22 protein-coding genes are annotated in these 26,954 nt (G+C 51.5%); 11 read left to right on the top strand and 11 right to left on the bottom strand.

Annotation, left to right across the window (positions count from 1 at the left end; genetic code table 11):
* Positions 1-2 precede the first annotated feature (2 nt).
* Entirely contained in the window at positions 3-1,667 is a 1,665-nt protein-coding gene (locus QLH52_RS16220) for a diguanylate cyclase (RefSeq protein ID WP_319962241.1), read from the top strand.
* A gap of 29 nt (positions 1,668-1,696) precedes the next feature.
* On the opposite strand, the gene QLH52_RS16215 is transcribed toward QLH52_RS16220, so the two are convergent.
* The 4 genes from QLH52_RS16215 to QLH52_RS16200 form a co-directional block, all read right to left on the bottom strand.
* The gene (locus tag QLH52_RS16215; RefSeq protein WP_171695998.1) at positions 1,697-2,110 is read right to left on the bottom strand and encodes an RNA recognition motif domain-containing protein; all 414 of its coding nucleotides are present in this window, start codon (positions 2,108-2,110) and stop codon (positions 1,697-1,699) included.
* Between the two features lie 168 nt (positions 2,111-2,278).
* Positions 2,279-3,778, bottom strand: coding sequence for a phytoene desaturase family protein (locus QLH52_RS16210; RefSeq protein ID WP_319962239.1), 1,500 nt, complete (start codon positions 3,776-3,778; stop codon positions 2,279-2,281).
* The gene (locus tag QLH52_RS16205) at positions 3,778-5,361 is read right to left on the bottom strand and encodes an aldehyde dehydrogenase family protein (protein ID WP_319962238.1); all 1,584 of its coding nucleotides are present in this window, start codon (positions 5,359-5,361) and stop codon (positions 3,778-3,780) included. Before QLH52_RS16205 ends, QLH52_RS16210 begins: the two co-directional genes overlap by 1 nt.
* A 12-nt stretch (positions 5,362-5,373) precedes the next feature.
* On the bottom strand, positions 5,374-6,909 hold the full coding sequence (locus tag QLH52_RS16200; RefSeq protein ID WP_319962237.1) for a phytoene desaturase family protein: 1,536 nt from the start codon (positions 6,907-6,909) through the stop codon (positions 5,374-5,376).
* A gap of 317 nt (positions 6,910-7,226) precedes the next feature.
* Between QLH52_RS16200 and QLH52_RS16195 the strand changes: the two genes are divergently transcribed.
* Positions 7,227-8,072, top strand: a complete 846-nt coding sequence (locus QLH52_RS16195) for a PA4780 family RIO1-like protein kinase (RefSeq protein ID WP_319962236.1) — start codon at positions 7,227-7,229, stop codon at positions 8,070-8,072.
* Positions 8,073-8,140: 68 nt separating this feature from the next.
* Here the strand turns inward: QLH52_RS16195 and QLH52_RS16190 are convergent, their stop codons facing one another.
* The 4 genes from QLH52_RS16190 to ppgK all read right to left on the bottom strand — a co-directional run bounded on the left by QLH52_RS16190 (position 8,141) and on the right by ppgK (position 12,539).
* The gene (locus QLH52_RS16190; RefSeq protein ID WP_165385976.1) at positions 8,141-8,311 is read right to left on the bottom strand and encodes a hypothetical protein; all 171 of its coding nucleotides are present in this window, start codon (positions 8,309-8,311) and stop codon (positions 8,141-8,143) included.
* A gap of 127 nt (positions 8,312-8,438) precedes the next feature.
* Complete coding sequence (locus QLH52_RS16185) at positions 8,439-10,796, bottom strand: xanthine dehydrogenase family protein molybdopterin-binding subunit (RefSeq protein WP_319962235.1); 2,358 nt, start codon at positions 10,794-10,796, stop codon at positions 8,439-8,441.
* Positions 10,793-11,260 carry a (2Fe-2S)-binding protein gene (locus tag QLH52_RS16180; RefSeq protein ID WP_319962234.1) on the bottom strand — a complete coding sequence of 156 codons (468 nt, stop codon included), beginning with the start codon at positions 11,258-11,260 and terminating at the stop codon, positions 10,793-10,795. The genes QLH52_RS16185 and QLH52_RS16180 overlap by 4 nt, the downstream gene beginning before the upstream one ends.
* Positions 11,261-11,795: 535 nt before the next feature.
* On the bottom strand, positions 11,796-12,539 hold the full coding sequence (ppgK, locus tag QLH52_RS16175; RefSeq protein ID WP_033155439.1) for a polyphosphate--glucose phosphotransferase: 744 nt from the start codon (positions 12,537-12,539) through the stop codon (positions 11,796-11,798).
* Positions 12,540-13,751: 1,212 nt separating this feature from the next.
* Here ppgK and QLH52_RS16170 point away from each other — a divergent pair.
* From QLH52_RS16170 to QLH52_RS16155, 4 genes are all read left to right on the top strand, one after another.
* Positions 13,752-14,168, top strand: coding sequence for a thiol-disulfide oxidoreductase DCC family protein (locus tag QLH52_RS16170; RefSeq protein ID WP_033155440.1), 417 nt, complete (start codon positions 13,752-13,754; stop codon positions 14,166-14,168).
* 24 nt (positions 14,169-14,192) lie between these two features.
* Positions 14,193-14,810: an SOUL family heme-binding protein gene (locus QLH52_RS16165; RefSeq protein WP_033155441.1), complete on the top strand. Its 618-nt coding sequence runs from the start codon at positions 14,193-14,195 to the stop codon at positions 14,808-14,810.
* A 9-nt stretch (positions 14,811-14,819) separates the two neighbouring features.
* Positions 14,820-15,185, top strand: a complete 366-nt coding sequence (locus tag QLH52_RS16160) for a sirohydrochlorin chelatase (protein ID WP_033155442.1) — start codon at positions 14,820-14,822, stop codon at positions 15,183-15,185.
* A 208-nt stretch (positions 15,186-15,393) separates the two neighbouring features.
* Entirely contained in the window at positions 15,394-16,533 is a 1,140-nt protein-coding gene (locus QLH52_RS16155; RefSeq protein ID WP_026604005.1) for a DEAD/DEAH box helicase, read from the top strand.
* A 547-nt stretch (positions 16,534-17,080) separates the two neighbouring features.
* Here QLH52_RS16155 and QLH52_RS16150 read toward each other — a convergent pair.
* Complete coding sequence (locus tag QLH52_RS16150) at positions 17,081-18,256, bottom strand: acetyltransferase domain-containing protein (protein WP_319962233.1); 1,176 nt, start codon at positions 18,254-18,256, stop codon at positions 17,081-17,083.
* A gap of 78 nt (positions 18,257-18,334) precedes the next feature.
* Between QLH52_RS16150 and QLH52_RS16145 the strand changes: the two genes are divergently transcribed.
* The 3 genes from QLH52_RS16145 (at position 18,335) to QLH52_RS16135 (ending at position 21,295) form a co-directional block, all read left to right on the top strand.
* Positions 18,335-18,583 (top strand): Rho-binding antiterminator, encoded by a 249-nt coding sequence (locus QLH52_RS16145; RefSeq protein ID WP_033155444.1) that lies wholly within the window; start codon positions 18,335-18,337, stop codon positions 18,581-18,583.
* A gap of 60 nt (positions 18,584-18,643) precedes the next feature.
* Complete coding sequence (locus tag QLH52_RS16140) at positions 18,644-19,318, top strand: transaldolase family protein (protein ID WP_033155445.1); 675 nt, start codon at positions 18,644-18,646, stop codon at positions 19,316-19,318.
* Between the two features lie 312 nt (positions 19,319-19,630).
* The gene (locus QLH52_RS16135; RefSeq protein ID WP_033155446.1) at positions 19,631-21,295 is read left to right on the top strand and encodes a L,D-transpeptidase family protein; all 1,665 of its coding nucleotides are present in this window, start codon (positions 19,631-19,633) and stop codon (positions 21,293-21,295) included.
* A 65-nt stretch (positions 21,296-21,360) separates the two neighbouring features.
* On the opposite strand, the gene mepK is transcribed toward QLH52_RS16135, so the two are convergent.
* Positions 21,361-22,338, bottom strand: a complete 978-nt coding sequence (mepK, locus tag QLH52_RS16130) for a peptidoglycan L,D-endopeptidase MepK (RefSeq protein WP_033155447.1) — start codon at positions 22,336-22,338, stop codon at positions 21,361-21,363.
* Between the two features lie 1,068 nt (positions 22,339-23,406).
* Here mepK and QLH52_RS16125 point away from each other — a divergent pair.
* Together QLH52_RS16125 and QLH52_RS16120 are read left to right on the top strand one after the other, a co-directional pair.
* The gene (locus QLH52_RS16125) at positions 23,407-24,729 is read left to right on the top strand and encodes a DUF3422 family protein (protein ID WP_033155449.1); all 1,323 of its coding nucleotides are present in this window, start codon (positions 23,407-23,409) and stop codon (positions 24,727-24,729) included.
* Between the two features lie 242 nt (positions 24,730-24,971).
* Positions 24,972-25,142 carry a rubredoxin gene (locus QLH52_RS16120; RefSeq protein WP_084153209.1) on the top strand — a complete coding sequence of 57 codons (171 nt, stop codon included), beginning with the start codon at positions 24,972-24,974 and terminating at the stop codon, positions 25,140-25,142.
* A gap of 70 nt (positions 25,143-25,212) precedes the next feature.
* Here QLH52_RS16120 and QLH52_RS16115 read toward each other — a convergent pair whose 3' ends face one another.
* The gene (locus tag QLH52_RS16115) at positions 25,213-26,922 is read right to left on the bottom strand and encodes a proline--tRNA ligase (RefSeq protein ID WP_319962232.1); all 1,710 of its coding nucleotides are present in this window, start codon (positions 26,920-26,922) and stop codon (positions 25,213-25,215) included.
* Positions 26,923-26,954: the final 32 nt, after the last annotated feature.

Here is a 26,954-nt window from a genome sequence, read left to right as displayed (position 1 = left end):
CTATGACTGAAGCGACAAATTGCTGCGTTTTATTAATTGAAGACGAACCGGGCGATGCCAGCCTGGTTCGGCAATATTTGCGTGCCTCGCCTAATCTGCGTTTTGAGTTGATCTGGCGCGAAAATTTGGCGGATGGCGAACAAATCATTGCCCAACAAAAGATCGACGTGGTGCTGGTGGATTTGAGCCTACCGGATTCGCGCGGCCTGGATACCGTCAGACGCATCCGCAAAGCGACCCGAGTGCTGCCGATTATCGTGCTGACCGGGCACGACGATACCGAGTTTTCTCTGAAGGCTCTGGACTGCGGCGCGCAGGATTATCTGCTCAAAACCAGCATAGACACCGACAGTTTAGTCAGGGCAATACGCTACGCACTGACGCGGATAAGCTTGGAAAAACGGCTTCACGAGTCCGAACAACGGATGGGCATGGCCTTACAGAGCGCCAGCCTGGGCTTATGGGATTGGCATATTCCCAGCGGGAAAGTGATTTTTAACGACCTATGGGCCTCGATGCTGGGGTACACGCTTGACGAAGTCGGATCCGATATCGACATATGGAAACGCTTGGTGCATCCGGATGACTGGCCGTTAATCACAGCCTCTCTGGAGCCGCATTTGCGCGGCGAAACCGAGCTTTACTCTGTTGAACATCGCTTACTTCACAAGGATGGCCATTGGGTTTGGGTGCATGATACCGGCCGCGTGCTGGAGTGGGATTTTCATGGTCAACCAATTCGCGCGGTGGGTATCCATCAGGACATCAGCTTACGCAAGGCGTCGGAGTTACGCGACCACTTGCTGATATCAGCCCTGGAAACGGTGGAACACGGTGTAGTGATCACCGACATCAATGCCAATATCGAATGGGCCAATAAAGCTTTTGAAACCCTGACCGGGTTTAGCCGCCACGAAGCTATCGGTATGCGGCCCAACGAACTGGTCAAATCCGGCAAGCAAGACCCGGCCTTTTATCACAATTTATGGGACACCATACTGTCCGGAAACACCTGGCGCGGCGAAATCGTCAACCGGCGTAAAAATGGCGAACTGTATGACGAAGAGCTGGTGATTTCCCCCGTCAAGGATCTGCAAGGCTGCATACGCCATTTCGTAGGCGTTAAGCAGGATGTCAGCGAACGTAAACGGATGCAAACCGAACTGTGGGAATTGGCAACGACCGACGGCTTGACCGGTTTTTTAAATCGCAGGCACTTTATGGCCCGTCTGGAAAACGAATTTGCCAGGGTAAAGCGCAATAATCACCGGGTAGCGGTATTAATGCTGGACCTGGATCATTTCAAGCAGATTAACGACGGTTACGGACACCCCACCGGCGACGCGATGTTGCAGCACTTTGCCGGCATTATGCGCGCGGAATTACGTCAGATCGACGTGGTGGGCCGGATTGGCGGCGAGGAGTTCGCGATATTCATGCCTGAGACCGATGCCGAACCCGCCATGATCATTGCCGAACGCTTACGTAAGGAGCTAGCCAATACACCGCTGATGATAGATAAGCATGTGATTCCGATAACCGTCAGCATCGGGATTGCCTTAATGCATGCCGATAGCGGTACGGCGGATTGCGTCTTGACCAAGGCCGATAAAGCGTTATACACCTCTAAGGAAAATGGCCGGAACTGCGTGCGGGTCTGGCTTTAGCGGTCTAATTACCAAACGGCATGGCGCCTTTAAAGCGTGATGGGATAGAACACATTGGAAAAATCGACATATATTTCCACGCTAGCGCCGCGGCGCCGATCCTGAATGCGTTTCTCGATAATCTCACTCGGCACCGGCAGCCCATTGCGGCGCCGGTCATTTTTGACGTCGCGCTGTTTGTAAACTCGCACCAAAACCTCGCAGCCGTTAAACAACAGGCCGTTCAGATTCTTAATAGCGCGAATGCCGGCTTCATCGGAATTCACCGACACCAGGCCGTGATGCTCCAGCTGATTGCTGCGCTTGTCCCGAATCACCATCACATCGACGGTTATCACGTGCTTGGCCTGCTCTATTAAATCTTCACTGACCGCCATCGCCACGTAAGAATACAACTCGTTGGGCCGGGTCGATGCCGGGATATTCCGAAAAAAAAGCAGCATAAAATCTAGCTAACAGTAGGCATACGAAATAAGCCAAAGGCGCGTGAACACTGCACTCCGGCGCGAATGGGTTTATGCCGGGCTAACCCCAAGCCATACAAACGCCGCTTAAGTTTAGGCTTAAATTTAACCGGCTTATGCAAATCCGAATTTTTTGTCTGCCCGGGGCTAAGCCTGCCCCAAATCCGCCAAAATCTTATCCCGCACCAACTGTCCGGACAAGGTCACCATCGGCATACCGCCGCCCGGATTGACGCTGCCGCCGACGAAATACAGATTGCTTAATTGCTTGCTGCGTTGCGGGGCCTTGAAGCCGAGATTTTTCCAACGGTCCGCCACCACGCCGTAAATCGAACCCAGATTGGAATAATACTTGGCCTGAATATCCAGCGGCGTCCAGTACTCTTCGGTGACGATGTGTTGGCGCAAATCGGTCAAGCCCATGCGCTCCAATTTTGCCAGCACCCGCTCGCGCAGCGCCCAATAATCATCGGCAGTCAACGGTTTGTCCGGATTGATATGCGGGATGTGCGGCAGGATTTTGATGATCTCGCAACCGTCCGGCGCCTGGCTCGGATCGGTTTTGCACGGCGCGACCAAATAGATCGTTGGGTCGTCGGACAATTTGCCGCTACGAAACACCGCGTCGAAATGCTCGCGCGGATGATCGGAATAAAAGAAATTGTGATGCGCCAATTGCGGATACAACCGGTTCACACCCAAATGCAACACCAAGCCGGAACAAGTCGGCTCGAAGCGCTGCATTTTTTTCAGTTCCGCCGGTGAGTTATGCAGCAATTTGTCCATCGCCGGAATCACTTCCATATTCGATACCACGATGTCCGCCGCCAATACCTCGCCGCCTTGCAGTTTGATGCCGGTGGCTTTGCCGGCTTGGTATTGAATTTCCTCAACTTCGCTGTTCAAGCGAATGGATACGCCCAATTCGATCGCCAGTTTTTCCAGCGCTTGGGCCAAACCGTACATGCCGCCCTTGACATACCACAAGCCGTATTCGTATTGAATGTAGGGCATCAGATTCATCAAAGCCGGCGAATCGTAGGGCGAAGAGCCGACGTATTTGATGAAGTAATTCAGGATATCGACCAGTTTGGGATGCGAAATAAAGCGTTTGACGCCCTGATCCATCGACCGAAATACGTCGAAATTCAAGGCGCGGATGGGGCCGTAAAACTTCAGCAATTCCCAAAAGGTATCCAGGCCCTTGGCAAAATAACCGGCCTCGGTTTCTGTGCCTAGTTTTTTGGAGTAAGCCATAAAGTTGGCAAATTCGGCGGCGGTATTCGGCCCCAATTTGTCCAGCTCACGGCGCTGATTTTCCGGGTCTTCACATAAATCAATGTGCGTGCCATCTTCAAAGAAATTGCGCCAATGCGGCTCGACCTTTTCGATGCCGACATAATCGGCCATGTTTTTACCGACTTTGGTAAACAGTGCTTCGAAGATGTGCGGCATGGTCAGGATCGACGGTCCCAAATCAAAGGTAAAACCGTCTTTAGTCATAATGTTCAGCTTGCCGCCGACCTTATCGTTCTTTTCGACCAACTCCACCGCGAAACCTTCGCTAGCCAGCGAAATAGCCGCCGACAAACCGCCCAGACCGGCGCCGATGACGACGACACGTTTATTGTTATTGTTTTGCTTCATCAGTAGTCCCGTTTCCATGACAACAGTAATTTAAGATTTTGCCAGCGCTGAGTTAAATCGAACGCTGAATATTCCCGAAAAGCTTGTAGCGCCGGCCAGTTGCGCTTGATGCGTTGCAACAGCGAACCTTCGCCGTAGACAAAGTCCATATAGCCTTTGAAGTCTTGGTAGCGTTGCTCGGAGTACGGAAACCAGTTAGGTTCCTTGGGTAAATGGCTGCGGCTGGTCATGCCGGCCACCGGATAGGTAAAACTGCGCAAACCTTCCGCGCCGTGATAACGGCCAAAGCCGCTTTTTTTCACGCCGCCGAACGGCAAGCCGGGATGGCCGATGTTCTTGATCACGTCGTTGACTGCCCAGTTACCTACTTCGAGTTGGCCGGCGACCCGCTCGGCTTTAGCAATATCCTGGCTCCAGATACCGGCATTCAAACCAAATTCGCTGTCGTTCGCCAGACGGATGGCTTCGGCTTCATCGGCAAAGGCCATCACCGGCAACAGCGGCCCAAAGCTTTCCTCGCGCATTACCCGCATGCCGTGATGGACATTCCATAGCATGACGGGTTTAAGGTAATTACCCTGCCGTTCCAGCGGCCCGGAGGCTTGCGCGCCTTGGGCAATGGCGTCCTGGTAATGCGCCTCGACAACTGCAATTTGCCTTTCGCTGGTCATTGCACCCAAGTCGCCGTGCGGGCCGTGCCCGACCTGCAATTGCGAAACGCCCTGTTGCAACAAGCTTAAAAACTCATCGTGGCAGTCCTGCTGGACATATAAACGCTCGACCGACACGCACACCTGGCCGCTATTGCAGAACGCACCGTACAAAGCCGCATCGGCCGCGCGTTGCAATGCCGCATCGTTGAATACCAGCATCGGGTCTTTGCCGCCCAATTCCAGCAACACCGGAATCGGATGCTGCGCGGCGCGCTGCATGACGGCTTTACCACCAGTCAGGCCTCCGGTAAAAAACACCAAATCCGGACCGGCGTCGATCAGCTGCGCACCGGTTTCACCGGCACCGATCAACCACTGCACCAGGCCTGCAGGCAAGTCCAGCTGTTTGAACAAATCGACAATCAGCTGTCCGACCGGCAAACTTAGTTCTGATGGTTTCAGAATCACCGCGTTGCCGGCAAACAAAGCGGTCAGCATCGGCCCGACCGACAGTTGAAACGGATAATTCCACGGCGAAATGACCGCCACCACGCCGTAGGGCCGCCGCTCGATGCCGGCAGTGGCGCCGGGAAAAGCGAACGGTGAGGTCGGTATGCCTCGATAACTTAAAATGTTCGCGGCGTTATTTTGGTAATAGCGAGCCAAATCCAAAACCGGGTAAATCTCGCCCAGCAGGGCTTCGGTGCGGACTTTGCCGGTAGTCAGGCTGATTTGCTCGCAAATCGAGTCCAACTCGGCCATTAATAAAGGCACCAGCTTGGCTAGAATTTTCGCCCTTTCGGCTACCGGCCGCTTGCCCCAGATTTGCGCCGCTGCACGCGCAGCCAGCATCTGCTGCTGAATCGCCGCTGCATCGCTAACCGGAAAATCGCCCAACACCCGGCCATCGACCGGCGATACGGCCTGCATAGTCGCCACCGCTTAGGCCTTGGCTTTTTTCAGCCAGGTACTTTGTTGAATTTCCTTGAAATGCACCCGGTGCTTGCGGGAAATCAGATTTGAGGAAATCCGCGCCGACTCGTATATGGTCGGCAAACCGCTACCCGGATGGGTGCCGCCGCCGACCAGATAGCAGTTATCCAGCTCTTCGAAGCGGTTATGCGGTCGCCAGTACAGCATCTGGCTGAACTTGTGCGACAAGCTGAAGGTAGCGCCTTTGTATACGTGTTCGTCGCTTTCCCAGGTGCCGGGGGTGATGATCTTTTCGCATTCGATATGCTCTCGTAAATCGCTCAAACCCAGACGCGCACCCAGCGTATCCAGCACTTGCTCGCGCACATCGGCGCAATGGGTTTGCCAATCGACGCCGCTGTCGTTATTCGGCATCGGCACCAGCACGTATAGCGCCGACTTGCCGGCCGGCGCCAGGCTGGCATCGCTGACCGAAGCGTTTTGCACGTAAAACGAAAAGTCCTCGGTCAAAGTTTTATTGCTGAAGATATTGCGGATATTGGTACGGTAATCCTTGGCAAACACAATGGTGTGATGCGGCAGATCGTATTGTTTATCCAGGCCCAGATAGAGCATGAAGGTCGAGCAGGAATACTCGCGCTTTTGCAATTGCTGATGATCGTATTTGCGCAAGGTGCCGGGCTCCAGCAAATGCGTCATGGCGTGGGCAAAATCGGCGTTGACGATTACTTCGTCGCCGCGCACTTCGTCGCCGTTTTGCAATCTCACACCCTTGGTCGCGCCGTCTTCAACGATCAGCGAGGCCACTTCGGCATTCAGATGAATATCGCCGCCGGACTCGGTCACCACTTGCGCCATCGCCGTCGCAATCTTATTTAAACCACCGGCCACGTGGTAAATGCCATATTCATGCTCAAGGTACGGCAACATGGTAAACAGTGCCGGACACTCCCAGGGCGACATGCCCAGATACTTGGATTGAAAGCAAAATGCTAAGCGCATTTTTTCCTTGTCAAAATACTGGCCCAGGTTGTTGAACACGCTTTTCGGAAACGCCAGCCAAGGCAAAGCCTTGATCAAATCCAGCGAGAAGAACGAAGACCAATTCGAGTAATCGCGGGTAATGCACGGGTACAAACGATTGAAGCGGCTGCGCTCGTTATCCATGAAACGCTCGTAGCCTGCGCTGCCTTCATCGAATACCCGCTCCAGTTCGGCGCGCATGTTTTCCCTGTCGGAAAACACATTGATCTCGCGGTCATCATACAACAACCGGTACATCGGACTGAGGGGCATGAACTGCATATAGTCCTCGCTGCGCCGGCCGCATAATTCAAACATTTCATCCAAAACACCCTTCATCAATAAAAAGGTCGGACCGGTATCGAAGGTAAACCCGTCCATCGTTATGGCCCGATTGCGGCCACCAACATGGGGATGTTTATCGAATATGGACACTTTAAAGCCGCGATGGCTGAGTAACATGCCGGCGCACAAGCCGCCGGGGCCGGCGCCAACGATGATGATATGTTTTGAATCTGCCATGATATGAGATGAGCGGTGCTTGCCGAGTCGTTTTATAAAAGCGCTAATGTAACAGCAAAATGTCAAAAAGCGACCTATTCACCAACACCAAAGTAAAACCAAGCGCACTAGCAGACGCTACGCGAGCCCGGCAAACCCGATTTTATCTAAGGTTGTAGCCACCGAGAAATCAACGGCGATTCAATGGATAGCCTTTACGAATCGGCGCTTATTGATTTGAGCAGTAGGGGACTATAAGGATTGTTCTCGCGGCTAAAAGTGCATCGATTGGCAGAAGTTTTGCGCGATATTCATGCGAGCGCGGCATAATAGGCAATATGAAAACACCGAAAAGACTTGAACCCCTAATCGATAGCGGCTTGATCGACGAGGTCATAGGCTCGCTGAAGAGCGGCAAGGAAGCCGCCGTGTATGTGGTGCGTTGCGGCGCGGAAATCTGCTGCGCCAAGGTTTATAAAGAGGCCGACCAACGTAGTTTTAAGAAAAGCGTGCTTTACCAGGAAGGCCGCAAAGTGCGCAATAGCCGCCGTGCCAGAGCCATGGAAAAAGGTAGCAGCTATGGTCGTAGAGAACAGGAATCGGCTTGGCAAAACGCCGAGGTGACGGCTTTATACCGCTTGGCGGATGCCGGCGTGCGAGTACCTAAACCCTATAACTTTATTGACGGCGTTCTGCTGATGGAATTGGTCGCCGATGCTGACGGCCACCCGGCGCCTAGACTCAATGATCTGGAAATGCCGGCCGAGCTGGCACGGGAATACCATGCGTTTCTGATCGGCCAGATCGTGCGCATGCTCTGCGATGGTCTGGTGCATGGCGATTTGTCGGAATACAACGTGCTGGTCGGCCGCGACGGGCCGGTGATTATCGATTTACCGCAAGCGGTCGACGCGGCCGGCAATAACAATGCCCGCGCGATGCTGGAGCGCGACGTTGCCAACATGGCCGCCTATTTCGGCCAATTCGCGCCGGAATTGTTGACGACACACTTTGGTAAGGAAATGTGGAAGCTATACCAAAGCGGCGATTTGCACCCGGAAACTCAGCTGACCGGGCATTTCGCAGACAGTAATAAACCAGCCGATCTACGTAGTGTGATCCGCGAAATAGACGCCGCGCGCGAAGACAACGAAGCCAAGCAGCGTTTTCTCCGAACCCCATAGCCCCACCCCTAAAAAGAAAAAGCCGGTGTTACCCGGCTTTTTCTTACTGCTTGGCACCGCTGGCACTATCAGGCATAGGTGTCGATTTTGCTGCCTATTCTTGCATCATTATCGCCATCTGTGTCTTTCACAACCGCTTGCACGGGCGGCGTTGCTGCTTGCTGATTGGCTGCGGGCTGTTTCGCTTGGTTGGTGATAGGGAAATACGGTGTTGAACCTACTCCCGATACGGATGACATGATTTATCTCCTCTGGATTGAATAGTACCCGCCATGTTTCGGCCGGCATCCATTTATCGACCGGTTTTACCAAAGCTTTAAACGGGTGCGGCAAGCTAATTCAGCTCACCGCCATGCCCATAAATTCTCAGTCTTTCAGCAGCTGATCGCCTATCGGTAACTGCCTAATCCGCTGCCCGGTGGCGGCAAAAATCGCATTGCACAACGCCGGCGCAATCGGCGGCACGCCCGGTTCGCCCACCCCGCCCAATGGGGTATCAAATTCCGCGGGTGGCAGCAGATGTACTTTGATTTCGCGCGGTGCGTCGTCGATGCGCGTGAGTTGATACGCATGAAAATTGTCTTGCTGCACGGCGCCGTTTTTAAAGCTGATTTCACCGAGCGTCGCCAAGCTGACACCCATGATGCAAGCCCCCTCGATCTGCGCACGAATCCGCTCGGGATTGACTTGAGGACCGCAATCCACCGCCACATCGACTTTGGGGATGCTTAATTTGCCGGCCTCATCCACCGCCACTTCCACAACGACAGCCACATAAGTCACAAAGCTGTAATGCGCGGCCAACCCCAAGCCTTGGCCTTTGGATAGCTGACGACCCCAGCCGGCTTCGCGAGTGGCTATTTCGATGACGCGGCGCAGACGGCCGGTATCCACCGGATAAAGCGCGGGCGATTCGCCGTGATTCCAGGTGTCGCCCAAACTGGTCGGATCGATACGCCGCGCCGGACCGATTAAATCCAACAAAAAATCCCGATGATCGCGTCCCGCTGCCGCCGCCATTTCCGCCACAAAGGACTGCACGGCAAACGCATGCGGAATATTGGATACCGAGCGAAACCAGCCGATACGGGTATGCGCGGCTGCCGGCGGATTTTCGATGCGCAGATTGTCGATTGCAAACGGCACGTTAATCACGCCCATCCCCAATTCCACTGGCATTTGTTGCTTGCTGTCCGGTCCGAATGTGGAGGAAATGCTCGGTGCCGCAGTTCTATGCAGCCAGGCTACCGGCTTGCCCTGCGCATCCAAACCCGCTTCCAATCGCTCCAAGGACACCGTGTGGAAATAGGCATGATGCAGATCGTCCTCGCGGGTCCAGGTCACTTTCACCGGTTTGCCTTGCATCGCTTGCGATAACAAGGCCGCTTCGATAACGTAATCGGGCTTGGATTTACGACCAAATCCACCGCCGAGCAGCGTAACATTCACCGTGACTTTGTCTTCCGGCAGTTTTAGCCATTTCGCGACCTTATCCCGGGTTAATTGCGGCGCCTGGGTACAGGTCCAGATTTCGCAATGGCCCTTGCTGATACGGGCCGTCGCTGCCGGCGGTTCCATCGGCGCTTGCGCCAGATGCGGTAAATAATATTCTGCTTCCAGGCGTTTGGCCGCGCCTTGCAAGGCAGCATCAACATCGCCTTGTTGGCGCACCACTTTGCCTGGTTGACGGACGGCGGCTTGCAGTTCAGCTTTGTAGGCTAGTGAATCGTAGGAGGCATGTTCACCGTGGTTCCACTCGATTTTTAAGGCGTTGCGGCCCTGAATAGCCGCCCAGGTGTTGCTGGCAATCACCGCGACGCCGCCCAAGGGATTGAATTCGGCCGGCAGCGGACTGCTGGGCAGTTCAACGACCTTTACCACACCCGGCACCTTCAGTGCGGCGCTGGCATCAAATTTTAAAACTGTGCCGCCCAATACCGATGGCCGCACCACGACGGCGTACAGCAGACCTTTCAGCTGGGTGTCTATGCCATACATGGCGCGTCCGGACACAATATCCCGGCCATCATAAATGCCTTGCCGACCTTTACCGATGTAACGAAAATCCGCCGAATTCTTCAAACGCAAGCTGTCGCGGTCTGGCACCGGCAATTTTGCCGCCGCTTTGGCTAATTCACCGTAGCCCAAGGTTTTGCCGCTGGGGACGTGCAATATCCGGTGTTGCTCGGCGCGGACTTCTGTTACCGGCACGCGCCAACGCGCCGCTGCCGCAGCTTCCAGCATTTGTCTGGCAGCCGCCCCGACTCGGCGCATCGGCATGAAAAAATGGCGCATGCTGCGTGAACCGTCGGTGTCTTGATTACCAAAGCGCTTTTCGTCGCCAGGCGCCTGCACGACATGCACCCTGGACCAATCGGCTTCCAGCTCGTCAGCCACCACCATCGGCAAGCTGGTGCGTATGCCCTGCCCCATCTCGGAACGGTGGCAGATGATGCTTACCGCACCGTCGGCGGCGATAGCCACGAACACCAAAGGATTATCGACCCAACCGTGCGGCATCGCGTCGGCACCGAACTTGCCGGCGGCTGCCGGCGCTGCGGCTTCGTCCGCCTTAAGCAAAGTAGGCAGGCCAACGGCCAACACAAAGCCGCTTAAAGCAAACTGCTTGATAAAGGTCCGGCGGCTAACGTTGTCGATCAAATAACCGTCGTCGGCATCGCTTTGCTCGGCATTGGCTTGCAGAAATTCGGCTGAGTTTTTCATGATTGCACCTCCGGCAAACCAGCGGCCTGCTTGATCGCAGCGCGAATCCGCGGATAAGTGCCGCAACGGCATAGATTGCCGCTCATGGCTTTATCGATATCGGCATCGCTGGGTTGCGGATGACTTTTGAGCAAGGCCGTAGCCGCCATGACTTGCCCCGCTTGGCAATAACCGCATTGCGGCACGCCTAAATTCAGCCAAGCCTCCTGAACCTTTTTACCGATCTGGTCTTGTTCGATAGCTTCGATCGTGACAATTTTTTTGCCCACCGCGACCGAAATGGGCGTGACACAAGCGCGAGTCGGCTCGCCATCGATATGTACCGTGCAGGCGCCGCACAATGCCATGCCACAGCCATACTTGGTGCCGGTCAACCCCAGTTGGTCGCGCAGCGCCCAAAGCAGTGGCGTGTCGGCCGGCAGATCTATCTTGCGGTTTTTACCGTTGATATTGAGCATGGTCATAAGTTTTCTCGCTTCGTTCGGCGGTTGATAACGGCGCCGGCACATCCATCAGCAATATCGGCGCGATAGTTCGCAGCATGGTACGCGGGCGGGATTGGGCAGTAAAGGCACTTGGCGTTGGAACAAACTAAAACGCTGGTACACGGCGTTTTAGTCATTTGGGGACAAAGAAACTACCAGGAATGATACTGATGACGGGCCTCTAGCTATCTCCCGACCTACAGGCTTGCGTCACCAGCACCACCCATGATTTGCACCAATCTCCGACGAGCTTGCGATACAAGAAGTCAGAAAATTAGCTTTTACTACATATGGAAAATATGAGGCTGCCGACTATCTTGTCTGATTGCTCTCACGGAAAAAATAAATTTTTCACTGCCAGCAACCTCATGGAAAACAGGTTACCGCGGGTAGTTTGATAGTCAAGGTCGCTTGGAAACAGAATTTATCGAAGGTAAAAATATTAGCGCTACTTGAAAAAACTCTTGTTTTACCGGCTTCAATAACAAGGTTTTCTGTCCTGAAGCGCCATCGCTCAGGTAACTTTCGATTTAGCAAATAAAGCCGCGCCGACAATACCGGCCTGGTTTAGAAATGCCGCCGGCTTCACCGGCGTTTTTATGCCTATCTGCTCTTTGAATTTATCGAATTTTTTACTCGCGCCGCCGCCCAAAATAATCAAATCGGGCCAGAACAGTTTTTCCATCGTGTTTAGATAAATGTTGAAACGGTTGCCCCAAGATTTCCAACCTAGGTCTTGCAGCTTTCGGGCAGCATCGGATGCGTAACGCTCGGCCTCCAGCCCATTTTCCAGATACACGTGACCCAGTTCCGTATTGGGTAGCAGATGGCCATCGGTAAACAGCGCGGTTCCCAAACCGGTGCCGATAGTGATCAACAAAACCACGCCTTTTTGGTCGGCACCCTCGCCGAAATGCATTTCCGCAATCCCTGCCGCGTCCGCATCGTTTAAGTTGTGACACTCGCAGTTAGTGGCTGCTGAAAACAATTTATCGATATTAGTGCCGATAAAGGCCTTGGAGATGTTGGCGGCCGTGCGCACCACGCCCTGTTGAATCGCGGCCGGAAAACCGCAGCCTATGGGTCCAGTCCAGCCAAAGTGCAATACCAATTGCGCCAGCACTGCGGCTACCGCCTCCGGGGTTGCCGGCTGCGGCGTATCGATCCGGTGCCGTTCGGAGACCAGTTCGCCCGTTAAGGTATCGACAATCGCACCTTTGATACCCGAACCGCCAATATCCACACCAAGAATTTGCATAAAATATCCTGAAAGTTTGCCATGCAGATTAGACATTCTAGGCGAAGAGCAGCTAAGAGCTTAGAAAATTTTCCGTCAAAATGATCGGCAAACAAAGGTTGCAGCTATCGATTTCCGGTGTTGAGTAATTGATGAATCAGGTAACCGTGGTCAATTATTAGCCAATTTACGAGCGCCTGCTTAAATACAGCAACTTGCGCTAACTTTTACCAGCCTACCAACAAGCTTATCCACAGTTTTTGTGGAAAACCCCGATCAGCGCCGACAACACTAACACGCAAAAGCTGTTGCCAAAGCAATTACCGGATTATGTACCCGGATTTCTGTTATAAATGCCGCACAACAATAAAGATAACCAGGAGTACAAAATGATTACAGTGACAATTTACCTCTTAACCATGTTTTTTGCCGGCTACGCGATTTACCACGTACGGAGCAAATAGCCCGTCATGTAGATAAAAAAAAGCCTCTACCGAATACCACGATAGAGGCTATAGAGTGTGCAGTGCCGGAGTCACTGCTTACGAGGGAGGTCACACATAAAACATAAAGCACTAGCGGGTCCAACAAAAATCAAAGTTCTGAAAATTCGCAGCAGCGAACGACAGCGTAGATATAACCAACTCATCCATCGAAAAGTTCCAAATACCCACAGTAAACTGAGGATAGGTAATACTGTTTTTCCTAAGCTTACCTGAAGCGTTTATCTACTCTGCATCAAGCGTTTGCAGTGGCTCTAAACTACGGCTTCACTATAATCCCCTGTCGAAAATTTACAATTAGCCATTTAAGTTATTCATAATTCCCTTTTCATAAACAATAAAACGGGAACTATCGCTGGAATAACCTATCAAGATCGTTTTTGTCCCTGCCGCCCAGAAAGCGGGAATGTGGCGAGATCACCCTACCTTTTTTAGCATTCGCCCCCTTGCTTCCGCCACATCCGCTGGTAGATTGCGGAGTGCTAAATTTGTTGATTCCTGAAACACGTTCCGTCCTCAGAGGGGTGCTTGATAGCCCGTAATCCCCTTCGATGCGAGTTTCTCGCCAACTGCGCGAGTCCCGCATCGCGAGGGGACTTTTTTGCGTAAGCGAATGTAAACTGCGCAAACATTGTGAAAATAAAAAACAAATCAATACAGACCTGCAGGGCTATTGAGTCGCCAGCCTGGATAAAACAAACTCGCTAACACCACTTCCCGGAACAGCCTCATGAATAGCCAACACGAATTCACGCTACTTTACGACGGTCGCTGCCCCATTTGCCGGAAGGAAGTGAACTGGTTACAGTCGCGAAACAAGCATAACAAGCTGGGTTTGCAAGATATTCATGCCGAGGGGTTTAATCCGGCGGACTATGGTAAATCGCTGGACGAATTGATGGCGGAAATCCATGGGGTGAACCCCGATGGCCGCGTAATTAAGGGCATGCCGGTGTTTTACTCTGCTTACAGCGCTGTCGGCCTGGGATGGCTGATTGCACCCACCCGCTGGCCTCTGCTAAAACCGCTGTTTGACCGTCTGTATGCAGGGTTTGCCCGGCACCGTTTACGTTTAGGTACTTTGTTTGGCGCCAAACCCTGCCAAGATGCCAGTTGCAGCATTCGCTCCGGTCATGGAAAAACATGACCCTATTTGACAAGACTCGTTTACATGAAAAACCCCTTAGCACTACTCGGCAGCCTGATTTTGACTGGATGTACGGTGATGGGCATTAGAAGCAGCGCGGAACCGCAATACCAATTGCTCTCGGAACAGGGAGACGTGCAAATCAGGCAATATCCTCCCTTATTGATTGCCGAAACCGTGATCGACGCCGATTACGCGCAAGCCGGCAATATCGGTTTCAATCGCTTGGCCGGCTATATTTTTGGTGGGAATCAGCAAAAGCAACAGATGGCCATGACCGCCCCGGTGTTTCGGGAAAATGCCGGCGAACACATCGCGATGACCGCGCCAGTGTTACAGCAGGCAGTCGATAATAAATGGACGATGGCTTTTGTGATGCCGGACGGTTACAGTCTCGAAACCTTACCAACGCCAATCGATCCCCAAGTGACTATCAAAGCTTTACCCGCGAAAAAAGTCGCGGTGTTGCGCTATTCCGGCAGTCTGACTTTGGAAAAAATTAACGAAAAAAGCCGCCTCTTGATGGCCTGGATCGAACAACAACAGCTCACTGCCTTATCTGCCGCGCGTTCGGCGGCCTATGATCCGCCTTGGACTTTACCTGCCTTACGCCGCAATGAAATTCATATCGACATCGAATAAGGCATTCCGGTGACACATTTGTTAGTGGTGGCACACGGCAGCCGTCGGGAGGATTCCAACCTTGAGATTCGCGAGCTGATAGAAAAACTGCGGCTGATGACTACTCGCTTCGCGGCAATAGACTGTGCTTTTCTGGAAATCGCCGAACTGACTGTCGCGCAAGGCTTACGCCAACAAATAGCCCAGGGCGCGCGGCAGATTGTCGTGATGCCTTATTTCCTGTCAGCGGGACGCCACGTCAGCATCGATATTCCCGAACAAGTGCAAAGGATACGCGACACACATCCGCAAATCGACATACGTATTGCCAACCATTTGGGCGCCACGGAAAAAATCGGCGGCATAGTACTCGATCTGGCCAGTTTGGCTATTTGAACACGGCATTTGCGCATCAATTTCACTGCCGCGAGCAGCCGTTCAATCAGGCTAGCGCCGGTTTCCTAACCTTAAACCAGTAACCGTGATAGACTGCCCGCTGAAAGTTCATCTTCAATATGTAATTCCCTTAGTCCCCGGGCGGACATCGCGACAGCAGTACTGCCGAACCCAGATTTCTCCCCTTATTTTCCCCATTGAGACCTTAATGCCATTTTCCAATCTCGGTTTATCCGAGGCTTTAATAAAAGCTATTGCCGATTCCGGCTACACCACCCCTACACCTATTCAAAGTAAAGCCATACCCGCCGTGTTAACAGGCCGAGACTTACTGGCCGCCGCGCAAACCGGCACCGGCAAGACCGCCGGCTTTACCTTACCGATCTTGCACCGTTTGGCGCAAACCGACTATGGCCGCAATCGGCCCGTGCGCGCCCTGATCTTGACGCCCACACGAGAGTTGGCCGCGCAAGTTGCCGAATCCGTTGCCAAATACGGAGCGCATCAACAACCGCGCTTAAAATCCGAAGTCGTATTCGGCGGCGTGAAGATCAATCCACAAATGATGCGCTTGCGCGGCGGCGTGGACATTCTGACCGCAACGCCGGGTCGTCTGCTGGATTTGGTCAGTCAAAACGCCGTAAAACTGGATAAAGTGGAAATGTTGGTGCTGGACGAAGCTGACCGCATGTTGGACATGGGCTTTATCAAAGACATTCGCAAAATCCTGGCCATGCTGCCGAAAAAACGCCAAAACCTGTTGTTTTCCGCGACTTTTTCCGCCGATATTCGCAAGTTAACCGGCGATTTGCTGGTTAATCCGGTCAAAATTGAAGTGGCCGTCGAAAACGCTGCTGCCGACCTGATCGATCAACGGGTTTATACCGTCAGTAAAACCGCGAAAACCGCCTTGTTGACCCATCTGGTGAAAACCAAAGACTGGCAGCAAGTATTAGTGTTCACCAGTACCAAGCACGGCGCGAATAAACTCACCGAAAAGCTCAACATCGCCAATATCAAAGCCGCGGCGATTCACGGTAATAAAAGCCAGGGCGCCAGAACCAGCGCTTTGGCCGGTTTCAAAGCCGGTGACATTCGCGTGTTGGTCGCGACCGACGTGGCAGCACGCGGCATCGATATTGCCCAATTGCCGCATGTGGTGAATTTTGAATTACCGCGCTCGTCCGCCGATTATGTACACCGCATCGGCAGAACCGGCCGCGCCGGACAAAACGGCCAGGCGGTTTCGCTGGTATCGCAAGACGAATATCAGGCCTTGCGTCTGGTGGAAAAACTGATAGGTCTGCAAATCCCCCGAGAGCAGGTAGACGGCTTCGCGGCCGCTTAACTTATGTCAATCCCCGCTCGCCCCCAGATCACGTTGGTGAGCGTGCAAAAACCTAGGATGCATCGCTGTTCCGTCAAGTGTTTTATCGACAGAACGGCGCGACATATTGGACTGCAATTCACCGCAGTAAAATCTTACCCGCACTTGCCTGTCGGCTTTTCGCTGGTAGATTCTTGCTCGCAGTGGATTAGTTTCAATATTTCCTAGTTAATGCTCCCGCCAGCTCGATCAAAGCAATACAGCGCATCGTTGCTGAGCCGGCGGGAGCACTTTTATCCCTAATCAATGCACCAACAGAGGTTTATCATGCCGTTCGCTCACCAACCACCTCCTCCTCGTCCCGGCTGGAATTATCAAAGCTATTTTTTAAATCAGTTGAACAAGCAAAAGCAGGCTAAGGAAGCTACGTCGGCTTAATAGCGCTTTAAAATTTTACCGCGTGCCGGGTCAAAGGCATTTGGCCCCTGGCAAACTTGAGGCGAAAACTCAATGGAAAATTGCCGCCGGTCATGGTCAGCCTTCTTCTAGTGAAAACACGCCATGCAGGTTACAGGTATTTGAGCCAAGGCCAATCAGGCTTGCGGGCTTTTAAGGCTTCAAAACTTCGGCAAACCGGATACAGCGTTAGCACCACTAACACCCAAATGCCATAAACCACCGGCAAACCATAGCCGTAGCCTTGCGGCAGCTCCGGCACCCAAATACCGCCACCGATTATTGCTGACACAGGTCCGTCTGTGACCGCCGCCACCAATACTGCCAGACCATGAATCAGGTACAAGTGCAGTAGATAAAATAACAACGGATTCCTGCCGAATACTTGCAAAACACCGAAGCGTTCCGCGGACTTGCCCTCAGCCAGCCCCAAAATCAGCAGCGCCGGTCCCAAAGTCATTAACAGATACAATAAGGACGGCGGGTATTTATGACAGTTGATAAACGACAATACGCTAAATACCGGGTCTGGATAGCTTTTCCATGGTTTGGGGTCACCGTAAACATTGCTGAAACGCAAAACCAAAAACACCCATAGCAGGGTTAGACCTAAAGTAAACAGCCGGCGCCGTGTGCGCCAGGCATTGTCAATCAATAAATTGCCAAAACCGAAGCCAACCGCCATCACCCCTATCCACGGAATCAATGGATAGTAAGGATTCAATAGCCAGCCGTCACCGAACGGCACATCGTCACCGGTATGCAGCACGGCCCATAAGGGACCAAAACCACCCAAATCAGCTGGCTTGACTGCATCGAAGGCATTATGCCCGACGATCATGGCTGCACCGAAGGCTACACACCAAGCCAGCGGCAACTTCACCAGCCCGGCCAAGGCGATCATCGACCAAGCAATTGCCCATAACACACCGCCGTCAATATGCCGCAGATCGGCGCGAAAATTCCACGACCAGGCTTCCACGGTACAGGTTAAAACCAACAGCAATAGGCCACGTTCCAGCAAAAACCGGCTCAACGGTGCATCCGCTCCCCGGCGACTCTGCCATAGATACGCGCTGGTACCGGCCAAAAACACGAACACCGGCGCGCAGAAATGCGTGATCCAACGGGTCAGAAACAAGGCCACTGAGGTCTTATCCAGATCGGTGGGACTAAAACGGCTGTCGCTGAAAAAATCGCGAGTGTGATCCAACGTCATCAATACCACGACCAGGCCGCGCAAGATGTCGATAGACGCCAAGCGTGTTGAAGATGAATTGCTATCCAAAATAATTTGCCCCAGATGATTGGCTGTCGAAGACGTCGAGGGTAAGATCGATGAACAAAAAACTCAAGGGGAGATGCCATGAGCGAATCACGAATCGCTTGCGATTTACACGACTATATCGAAATTGCCTGTCTATACGGCTATCGGGTCAGATTGACATTAAAGGATCAAAGAATCGTCGAGGGCCGGGCACTGAATGTAGTGACTGAAGAAAGACACGAATTTCTATTGTTAGAAGATAGCCCTGCCGGAAAAATCGCGCTGGATCAACTGGCAAAACTGCAAGTACTGACATCGAACGCACGATTTACCGAGGTAATTTTCTAAAGATAAGCAACAGCACTGGTTATACTGGCCGCTTTTATCCGTAAAACCACACGCCGTTCCATGTTAGAAATTTATTTAGACAGCGCCGATGTCGCCGGCATCAAAAACCTTTGCCCAGCTTTGCCCTTGGCGGGCGTTACTACCAATCCGTCGATTATGGCCGCCAGCGGTATGGGCCTACAGGAACTACTACCTGCGCTGACAGACATCATCGGCCCACAGGCGCGGTTTCATGTGCAAGTACTTAGTAGCTCGGTTGACGGTATCATTGCGGAAGCACATAAACTTCATGAATTGCCGTTCGACATTATCGTCAAAATACCCGCGCATACCGCTGGTTTGAGTGCTATCAAACAGCTGAAAAAAGCTAATATCCCGCTGTTAGCCACTGCGATTTACAACGTGCAGCAAGGGATGCTTGCTGCGCTGCATGGCGCGGATTACCTGGCGCCTTATCTCAACCGGATCGACAATCAAGGCTTTGACGGCATTGCCGTCGTCAGCGATTTGCAGACCTTCATCGACCGCTACCAATTGCCCAGCAAACTTTTGGTTGCCAGCTTCAAGAATGTCAATCAGGTGTTGCAGGTGTTAAAACTTGGCGTTGGCGCAGTCACGTTGCCGCTGGACATTGCCCAGCAAATCTTGACCACTCCCGCTACCGACACCGCCGTTGAGAAATTCAGCCACGACTGGCAATCGGCATTTGCCGATAAACTGTCTTTTGAAAGCTAAAGTGGCTTGAGAAGATTTGGAGAACTCTGTAAACAACTGCGCCCTTCTCCGAATACCGCCACTACAAAGCTTTGGCAAGCTTTTCGCGTCAATTGTTGTCATAACAGGGTACAATTAGACCAACATTATATTGATTTGCTTTGCGGCTAAACTTAAGCGCAAAGCGCACAATAAACACCCAATTCGAACCCTATTCGTGTAACCATGACAACTCAATCGCACGCCCTGAAAAATTCGCGCCATAGGTATGCCAGGTTAGCGTTGGCGGCCTGTATTTATTATGCGGGAACGGAGCAGGCATGGAGCGCAGATATGCCGGCTACAGTGCCGGAAACCAGTCTGCCTTCGATAAACAGCGTTCCTGAAGTCGTTAATCCTATCCCTGCCGACAACCCGATTGGCGCCATTCTGCTTAGCAAACGACATCCGCTGTTGTTACGCGCCGACTTTAGCCGCGTTAGCGAACTTGTTAGCCAAATCTACCTGAGCACTCAATTTCAACCGATCTGGTTTACAGCAAATCGCTCGGAAAAAAACCTTAACGATTTATTGAGCATATTAAACAATGCATCCAATGATGCGTTGAATCCTGCCAATTATGATGTTGACCGCCTGAAACAGCTGATCAATGAACCAAATCCGGATAGTGCGGCCGTTGCGGGATACGATGTGGCTTTGACCGTATCTATGGCGCGTTATCTACACGATTTGCGGCACGGCCAAGTGGATCCACGCGATGTTGAGTATCCGGTACACATCGCCCCCAAACCCGCTTTGGACTTGGCTGGCTTGTTGAAACAACACTTGGCAGCGCAAACATTGACCGAGGTAGTCGGTCAGTTTGAGCCTAAAACCAAACAATACCAACAACTCAAACAAATTTTCACCCGCTTGCAGCAGTTGGGAAATCAAACGGGGGCTCAGGAATTCAAGCCCGGCAAAATGCTACGTCCCGGCGATAAACATCCGCATATCGTGCATTTGCGCCAACGGCTACGGGACATGGCCTTACTGGACAATAATAATGCCGCCGACAGTAAAACTTACGACAACGATTTGGTTGCCGCCGTCAAAAAGGTTCAGCAACAACAAGGTTTAACGGCCGATGGCGTGATTGGCTCGGCCACTGCGGCATTATTCAATCAATCTTCGAGCGAAAAAATCGCCCAGATCGCGCTAGCCATGGAGCGCGCGCGCTGGATTCCGGACACCACCGACGGGCCGATGATTGTGGTTAATATCCCGGCATTTGAGTTATGGGCGTTCAATTCAGTTGACGATCCCAACCCGCTGAACATGAAAGTGGTAGTAGGGAAATCCCCGAGCAACCAAACGCCGGTACTTTGGGAAGAAATGAAGTATTTGGAATTTATGCCTTACTGGAACATTCCAAAAACTATTTATGAAAAAGAAATTCTGCCAAAAGCAGCCAATAACCAAGGCTATTTAGCCAGCCAGGAAATAGAACTGGTAAGACACCAAAACAGTGAAGAGAAAGGCGGTGGCAGTTATTTACGCGCGCGCCAGCGGCCTGGCAAGAAAAATCCGTTAGGACGGGTTAAGTTCGTATTTCCCAATACCGCCGATGTGTATTTACACGACACCCCAGGCCATGCCGCATTTAACCGCCCTCGTCGGGATTTAAGCCATGGTTGCGTGCGGGTATCGGCGCCGGAACAATTAGCCGAATTTGTTTTGGGTGATCAGGCCGGCTGGGACAAAGAATCTATCAAGCAAGCAATGTCGGCCCCTAAAACCCGCCACGTGACGCTAAAACGTGCCGTACCGGTACTGTTTTATTACGGCACGACATTTGTCGACCATCAAAACCAGTTACGTTTCTACCCGGACGTTTACGGCCAGGACGAACAACTGAAAAAGGCCTTGGACAAAATCCATGCGCCGACAACGGCTAGTTCGACAGCGAATAATCAAATAGTGATGAGCAAAAGCACGGACGTCGGCACTAATCCATAAACAGGAAAATCGAGCAGACATAAAAAAAGCGCCGCAAATGGCGCTTTTTTTATGAGCGAACGACTCTATAACTTCCAGGTTCTGAAGGTTCCCGTGTCCAGATGGATAAAGTTTGACTCAGGGTAATATCCAACGCCGCCACGGTGCATAGCCAGTGCCGCGCCATGAATACGCCGAAGGTCAAAGCGCTCGATACGAATATCCACTGCCCGCCCCTGCATGTGGAAGCTATTGTTCGCAACACCGGAATTCTCGGCATGCAGTTTAGCGTTGGTCAATGGCGAACGATAACCGCAAATAACATCAAAAGGTTGATTTAAACCCAAAATTTGTTTCAAATCGTGTAACTGATCCAGTAACTCCGGATCAATAGGATGCACATCGTCGGTACGATAATCGCGCAACAAAAAGCTGATTTCATCCAGGGCATCGCTAAGGTAACGACCTCTTTCAAAATACGTCAGGCTCAATTTGTCCCCAGTATGCGGATTTTGAAAAGCCAAGGCCCGGTGAGTTGCAAAACGCCCGTGATCCGCTAAAAACAACGAATCTTGGCTAGGCTCCATGAATGATTCTCTTGGTGCCGGCTGAATAATAGAATGCACTCTACCGCCCTGATTACCATGTCGATTGGCATGGTAGGAAGCCGTGTTTACGTGTTGTTTTTTGCCTGTATAAATATCTCGTACACGAGACTCATGTAGGGAGTGGCGTTCTGCATGGGCTGTATGCAGCTGTCCATGCTGGCCGGCTACAGGCCTAAGGTTATTGCCGCCAGCGCTTTTGCTTAGTTTGGCAGGTTGACGAACAGCCTTAGTCGCTTGAATGGCTCCATGTTTAGGCAAGCGCACTGCACTCCTTGCCGACTTCTCCAGTCGATGGTTTTTATCCGCTTTTACCGCTACGCTTTTCGCAGCATGAACGACGCCGGGCATCGCAATAGATAAAACCGCACCAACAGCCAGACGCCCAAAGAAGCTGCGTCGAGACAGCTCTACGTCGTCTTGCTTATTGTCTTGATTTTCTAAATTATGTCTCAGCATCCATAATCTCCTGATTCAACATCATTCGGATAGTGATGATTCCGAAGGCTAATGCCTAACGGGCTTTTGCAATTATAGCACTCTGTCACATTTCAAATTCGCTTTTGCCGACATTTTGCCGCAAGGATTGCTTACAAAGGAGACACGTGCAAACGTTCAATCAGCATCAAATTGCCACTCAATACCGCTTGAAACCTCGCTTTCTCTGCTTACTATTCGCGCTGATAGCATTTTACCGACCGCTGTAAAAGCAACAGCAACAGCCTGACAAACGCGAACAATTTAACCCCTTTGATATGCCAATACAGTCAAGCCGCATCATATTGAAATACTCAATTCCTGCCAGTAAGGTAGCGTAAAAGCTGACTTGAAAATTAAGCCACCAAAACTTGCGGGGGACAAACTACCCCGTAAAACGAAAGCGCCAGCGTTGTGAATAGGCCTGTTTTCTTGCCATTTTTTTGATAAAAACACAAAATAATTTTAACTACGAACCGCTTATCACAGAAGCTTTTTGCTAGAAAGCGTATGGTATCTCGACTGCAAACCATTGGAGAACGACATGGAAAAACTAATTAAACCCCAAAATCAACTGACACTGTCTCAACAGCTCTGTCATTCCTTTTTTTCCCAAAAAGGCTACGATCCTTTTATAAACTTTCATTCGCACGATGGCAGCGCAATGTACGACTCTTACTTACATCATCAAAGGAGTTTTGCATCCGGGATAACAGGGCAAAATTGCCAAATCAGTTTTGTAAGCAAATTCACCAAATTGGAGTAATACACAACGGCGAACATAAAAGCCGCAACCGATTACTCAAACTAGTGAAGCGTCACGGATAAATAATCGGCCTGTGCCAACAGCAGTAGACTTAGCAATCTCGACACCTAACCCATATCAGTCATTAGCTTGGCACAAGCCGCTTTATCAACACATTAGGATATGAGCATCAACAGTTCTGATGCAGTTTTTTTATAGCCCATTGCCCGCATTCACTTAGGCAGTAGCAACCTAGCCCTCTCTACGTTATATTCATCGGTAAAAGCGATAGACGCTAACCTTTGATGCTACCCAATTTACTTGTGACTACTCTATTTCAAATCCCGGAAAATCATCCGCAACGGTTTATATTACATAACGAGGTTCATGCCAGAGCCTCGTCTATTCTCAGCTTGCCGGTCAGGGCCAGTTACCTGGCGCTGGCGTTATCAAGCGATGAAAAAATGCAGGAACGTCGGCATTTGAAAGCACTTTGCGAACGGTTTGGAACTGTACCACCCGACCTAGATGCAGACCACTTTAGCGCGAGCTTCGATGCGTTCCAGATGAGTTGGGAGCAACACGGCGAATTCAGTACCTACAGTTTTTATGCCTACGACATAGACACAGAGCCGTTTGCAGCTCCTGCTTTAAAAAAAGTCCCGGTCGATTGGTTATCGCAGATCAGCGGAAAAGTGATTGTTGCCGCACACGCCAGCATCGTTTCCGCCGAGGAGGTTAATTATCAGGATGAAATGGATTTATCCCCGTTAACCGCCTACTTTGCCGGCAACCCAATCGTTGGTTCAAAAGTAACCGGCGGCGCGGCAGCCGTATTTACCGATTTCCGGATTCATGTTGATGGCTTTAGCCGTTTCTTAGTGGTTAATCAAAACTTGAGAACCGCGCAGGCCGGACGCTTATTGCATCGTTTGTTCGATATTGAAGTTTACCGAGTGATGGCGCTGTTGGCGTTTCCTATCGCGCGCAAACTGTATCCGGAATTAAAAAAGGCTGATCGGCAGCTGTATACCATTACTAATTCGATGACCCAGCCGGATAACGACGACGCTAAACTATTGGATGAATTAACGGCATTAGCGGCTGAAGTTGAGAATCACATTTCCACTCATCAATTTCGTTTTGCCGCAGCCAGCGCATATTACCAATTGGTCGGCCAACGCCTGGAAGACTTGCGCGAAGTGCGGATTCAGGGCATTCAAACCTTGGGCGAATTCATGAAACGGCGTATGGAACCGGCGATGCATACCTGCAATTCCGTATCCCACCGCTTCACCCTGGTTTCCGAGCGCGTCAGCAATGCCAGCCAGTTGTTACGCACCAAAGTCGACATTATTATCGAGCGGCAAAACCAGGGCCTGTTATCCTCCATGGCCCTGCGTGCAAAAATGCAGTTGCGCATGCAACAAATGGTGGAAGGCATTTCGATGGTAGCTATCACCTATTATGCAGCGAGCCTAATCGGCAAAATCGCCGAAGCATTGCACAGTTTAGGATGGCACGTAGACGCCGAGTTGGTGGAAGGCGCATCGATTCCGTTTATTTTGGTCATCATCGGCATAAGTACTAAGCGAATTCACAAGATCATCGCCAGTACGACGGAATGAATACCATCCCATCATGGTGCGCGCCGTAAACCAGCCAAATATTGAACAGGACGAAGATGACATTTATTTATAAAAATCATGCCATTAGATGGTTTTAAGGATAGACTGATTAAGCCCGGCCGGACGACTTTCAGGCAGTCCGAACAATCCCCTCCAAATCTTCGTGGTTTTTTGTGCGCAGAGCTTCGGCTACAATCGCCGGGCTTTCTTTAAACCGTGATTACAATTCGAGGAATCTATCAATGGCAGAGTATAGAAAATACAAATGCAAAACCTGCGGCCACGTTTACGACGAGCAGTTGGGCGATCCCCGCAACGGCGTGGCTCCCGGCACTCGTTGGGAAGATGTTCCAGAAGATTGGGGCTGCCCTAAATGCGGGGCGGTAAAATCTATGTTTACTCTGGTACGTTAACAAGCGTCTAACGCAGTCAATAAAAAGGGCGCAATTTGCGCCCTTTTTCGTTTGATTAATCCGACGAAAGTTATGCGAGTTTGTTCTTAATAAAGTCGACGAGTTTATCAAATTCAACATTCTGGCTTTCTTTGTCCATGCGACCTTGATATTCGACGGTACCGCTATCCAGGCCACGGTCGCCTATTACGATCCGGTGCGGAATGCCGATCAGTTCCATATCCGAGAACATGAATCCGGCTCGAACCTTTCTATCGTCCAGCAACACTTCGATGCCGGCATCCGTTAAATCTTTATAGATTTTCTCGACCGTATCAATCAAACGATCAGACTTATGCATATTCATTGGGCAAATAGCGACTTGAAATGGCGCCAGCTCATTGGGCCAGATAATGCCGCGGTCATCGTGGCCTTGTTCGATGGCCGCCGCAACCACCCGCGAGATACCAATCCCATAGCAGCCCATGATCATGATCTGGTTTTTACCGGCTTCGTTAATGATGGAGGCGTTCATCGCTTCGCTGTATTTTGTGCCGAGCTGAAAAATGTGGCCCACTTCTATGCCTCGGGCAATGGTAATTTGCCCTTTGCCGTCCGGGCTGGGATCACCTTCTACTACCATCCGCAAGTCTGCAATGTGCTCAGGTAAGGCCAGGTCGCGCTGCCAGTTGACGCCTTGATAATGTTTGCCATCCTGATTCGCGCCGCACACAAAGTCGGACATCACAGTTACGCTGCGATCAGCGATTATCTTTATGCTCAGGCCGATAGGACCTATCGAGCCGGGTTTGCAGTGACAAGCGCCGAGAATCTCTTCATCGCTGGCAAATTGTAATGGCGACAGGACGCCGTCGATTTTTTCGGCTTTAATCGGGTTTAATTCGTGATCACCCCGCAGCAGCAAGGCAACCAAGCTGGCGTCCTCACCTCTGACAATCAAGGTTTTCAGGCACTGCTTGGCATCGACCTTAAAAAATCGGCTGACGTCTTCGATGCTATGCTGATTTGGCGTATCAACCAAAACCATAGTTTGAGTCGGCTCGGCGCGTATCCCTTCAGGCATTAGAGCTTCAGCTTTTTCGACATTCGCGGCGTAATCGCTAGCGGTGGAAAAAGCTATCGCATCTTCGCCGGATTCGGCAAGTACGTGAAATTCATGGGAAACCGCGCCGCCAATTGAGCCGGAATCGGCTATCACGGCCCGGAATTTCAAACCAAAGCGGTTAAAAATATTGGTGTAGGCTTGATACATTACGTTGTAAGTCGCCTGTAACGATTCCTGATCGAGATGGAATGAGTAAGCATCTTTCATGATAAATTCGCGTGAACGCATCACACCAAAACGCGGACGAATTTCATCGCGGAATTTACTCTGAATTTGATAATAAGTGATAGGCAGCTGTTTGTAGCTTTTCAACTCATGACGAGCGAGGTCAGTAATAATTTCTTCGTGCGTCGGACCCAGACAAAATTCGCGGTCGTGGCGATCTTTCAGCCGTGCTAATTCCGGCCCGTATTTCTCCCAACGTCCGGTTTCCTGCCATAGCTCTGCAGGCTGCAAAGCCGGCATCAGTACTTCCAGACCGCCCGCTTTATTCATTTCCGCACGTACAATGTGTTCAACTTTACGCAATACCCGCAAACCCAGTGGCAGCCAGGTGTAGACGCCCGCGGCAAGTTTGCGAATCAAGCCGGCGCGTATCATGAGTTTGTGGCTGGCTATTTCGGCGTCGGCCGGTATTTCTTTGACGGTACTAAGAGGAAATTGGGAAGTGCGCATATTGGCCCTGAAGTTGTTTTATCAAAACCGCT

The sequence above is a fragment of the Methylomonas defluvii genome, from assembly GCF_033949435.1.
Classification (GTDB): domain Bacteria; phylum Pseudomonadota; class Gammaproteobacteria; order Methylococcales; family Methylomonadaceae; genus Methylomonas; species Methylomonas defluvii.
This window is presented reverse-complemented; position numbering and strand designations above follow the sequence as displayed.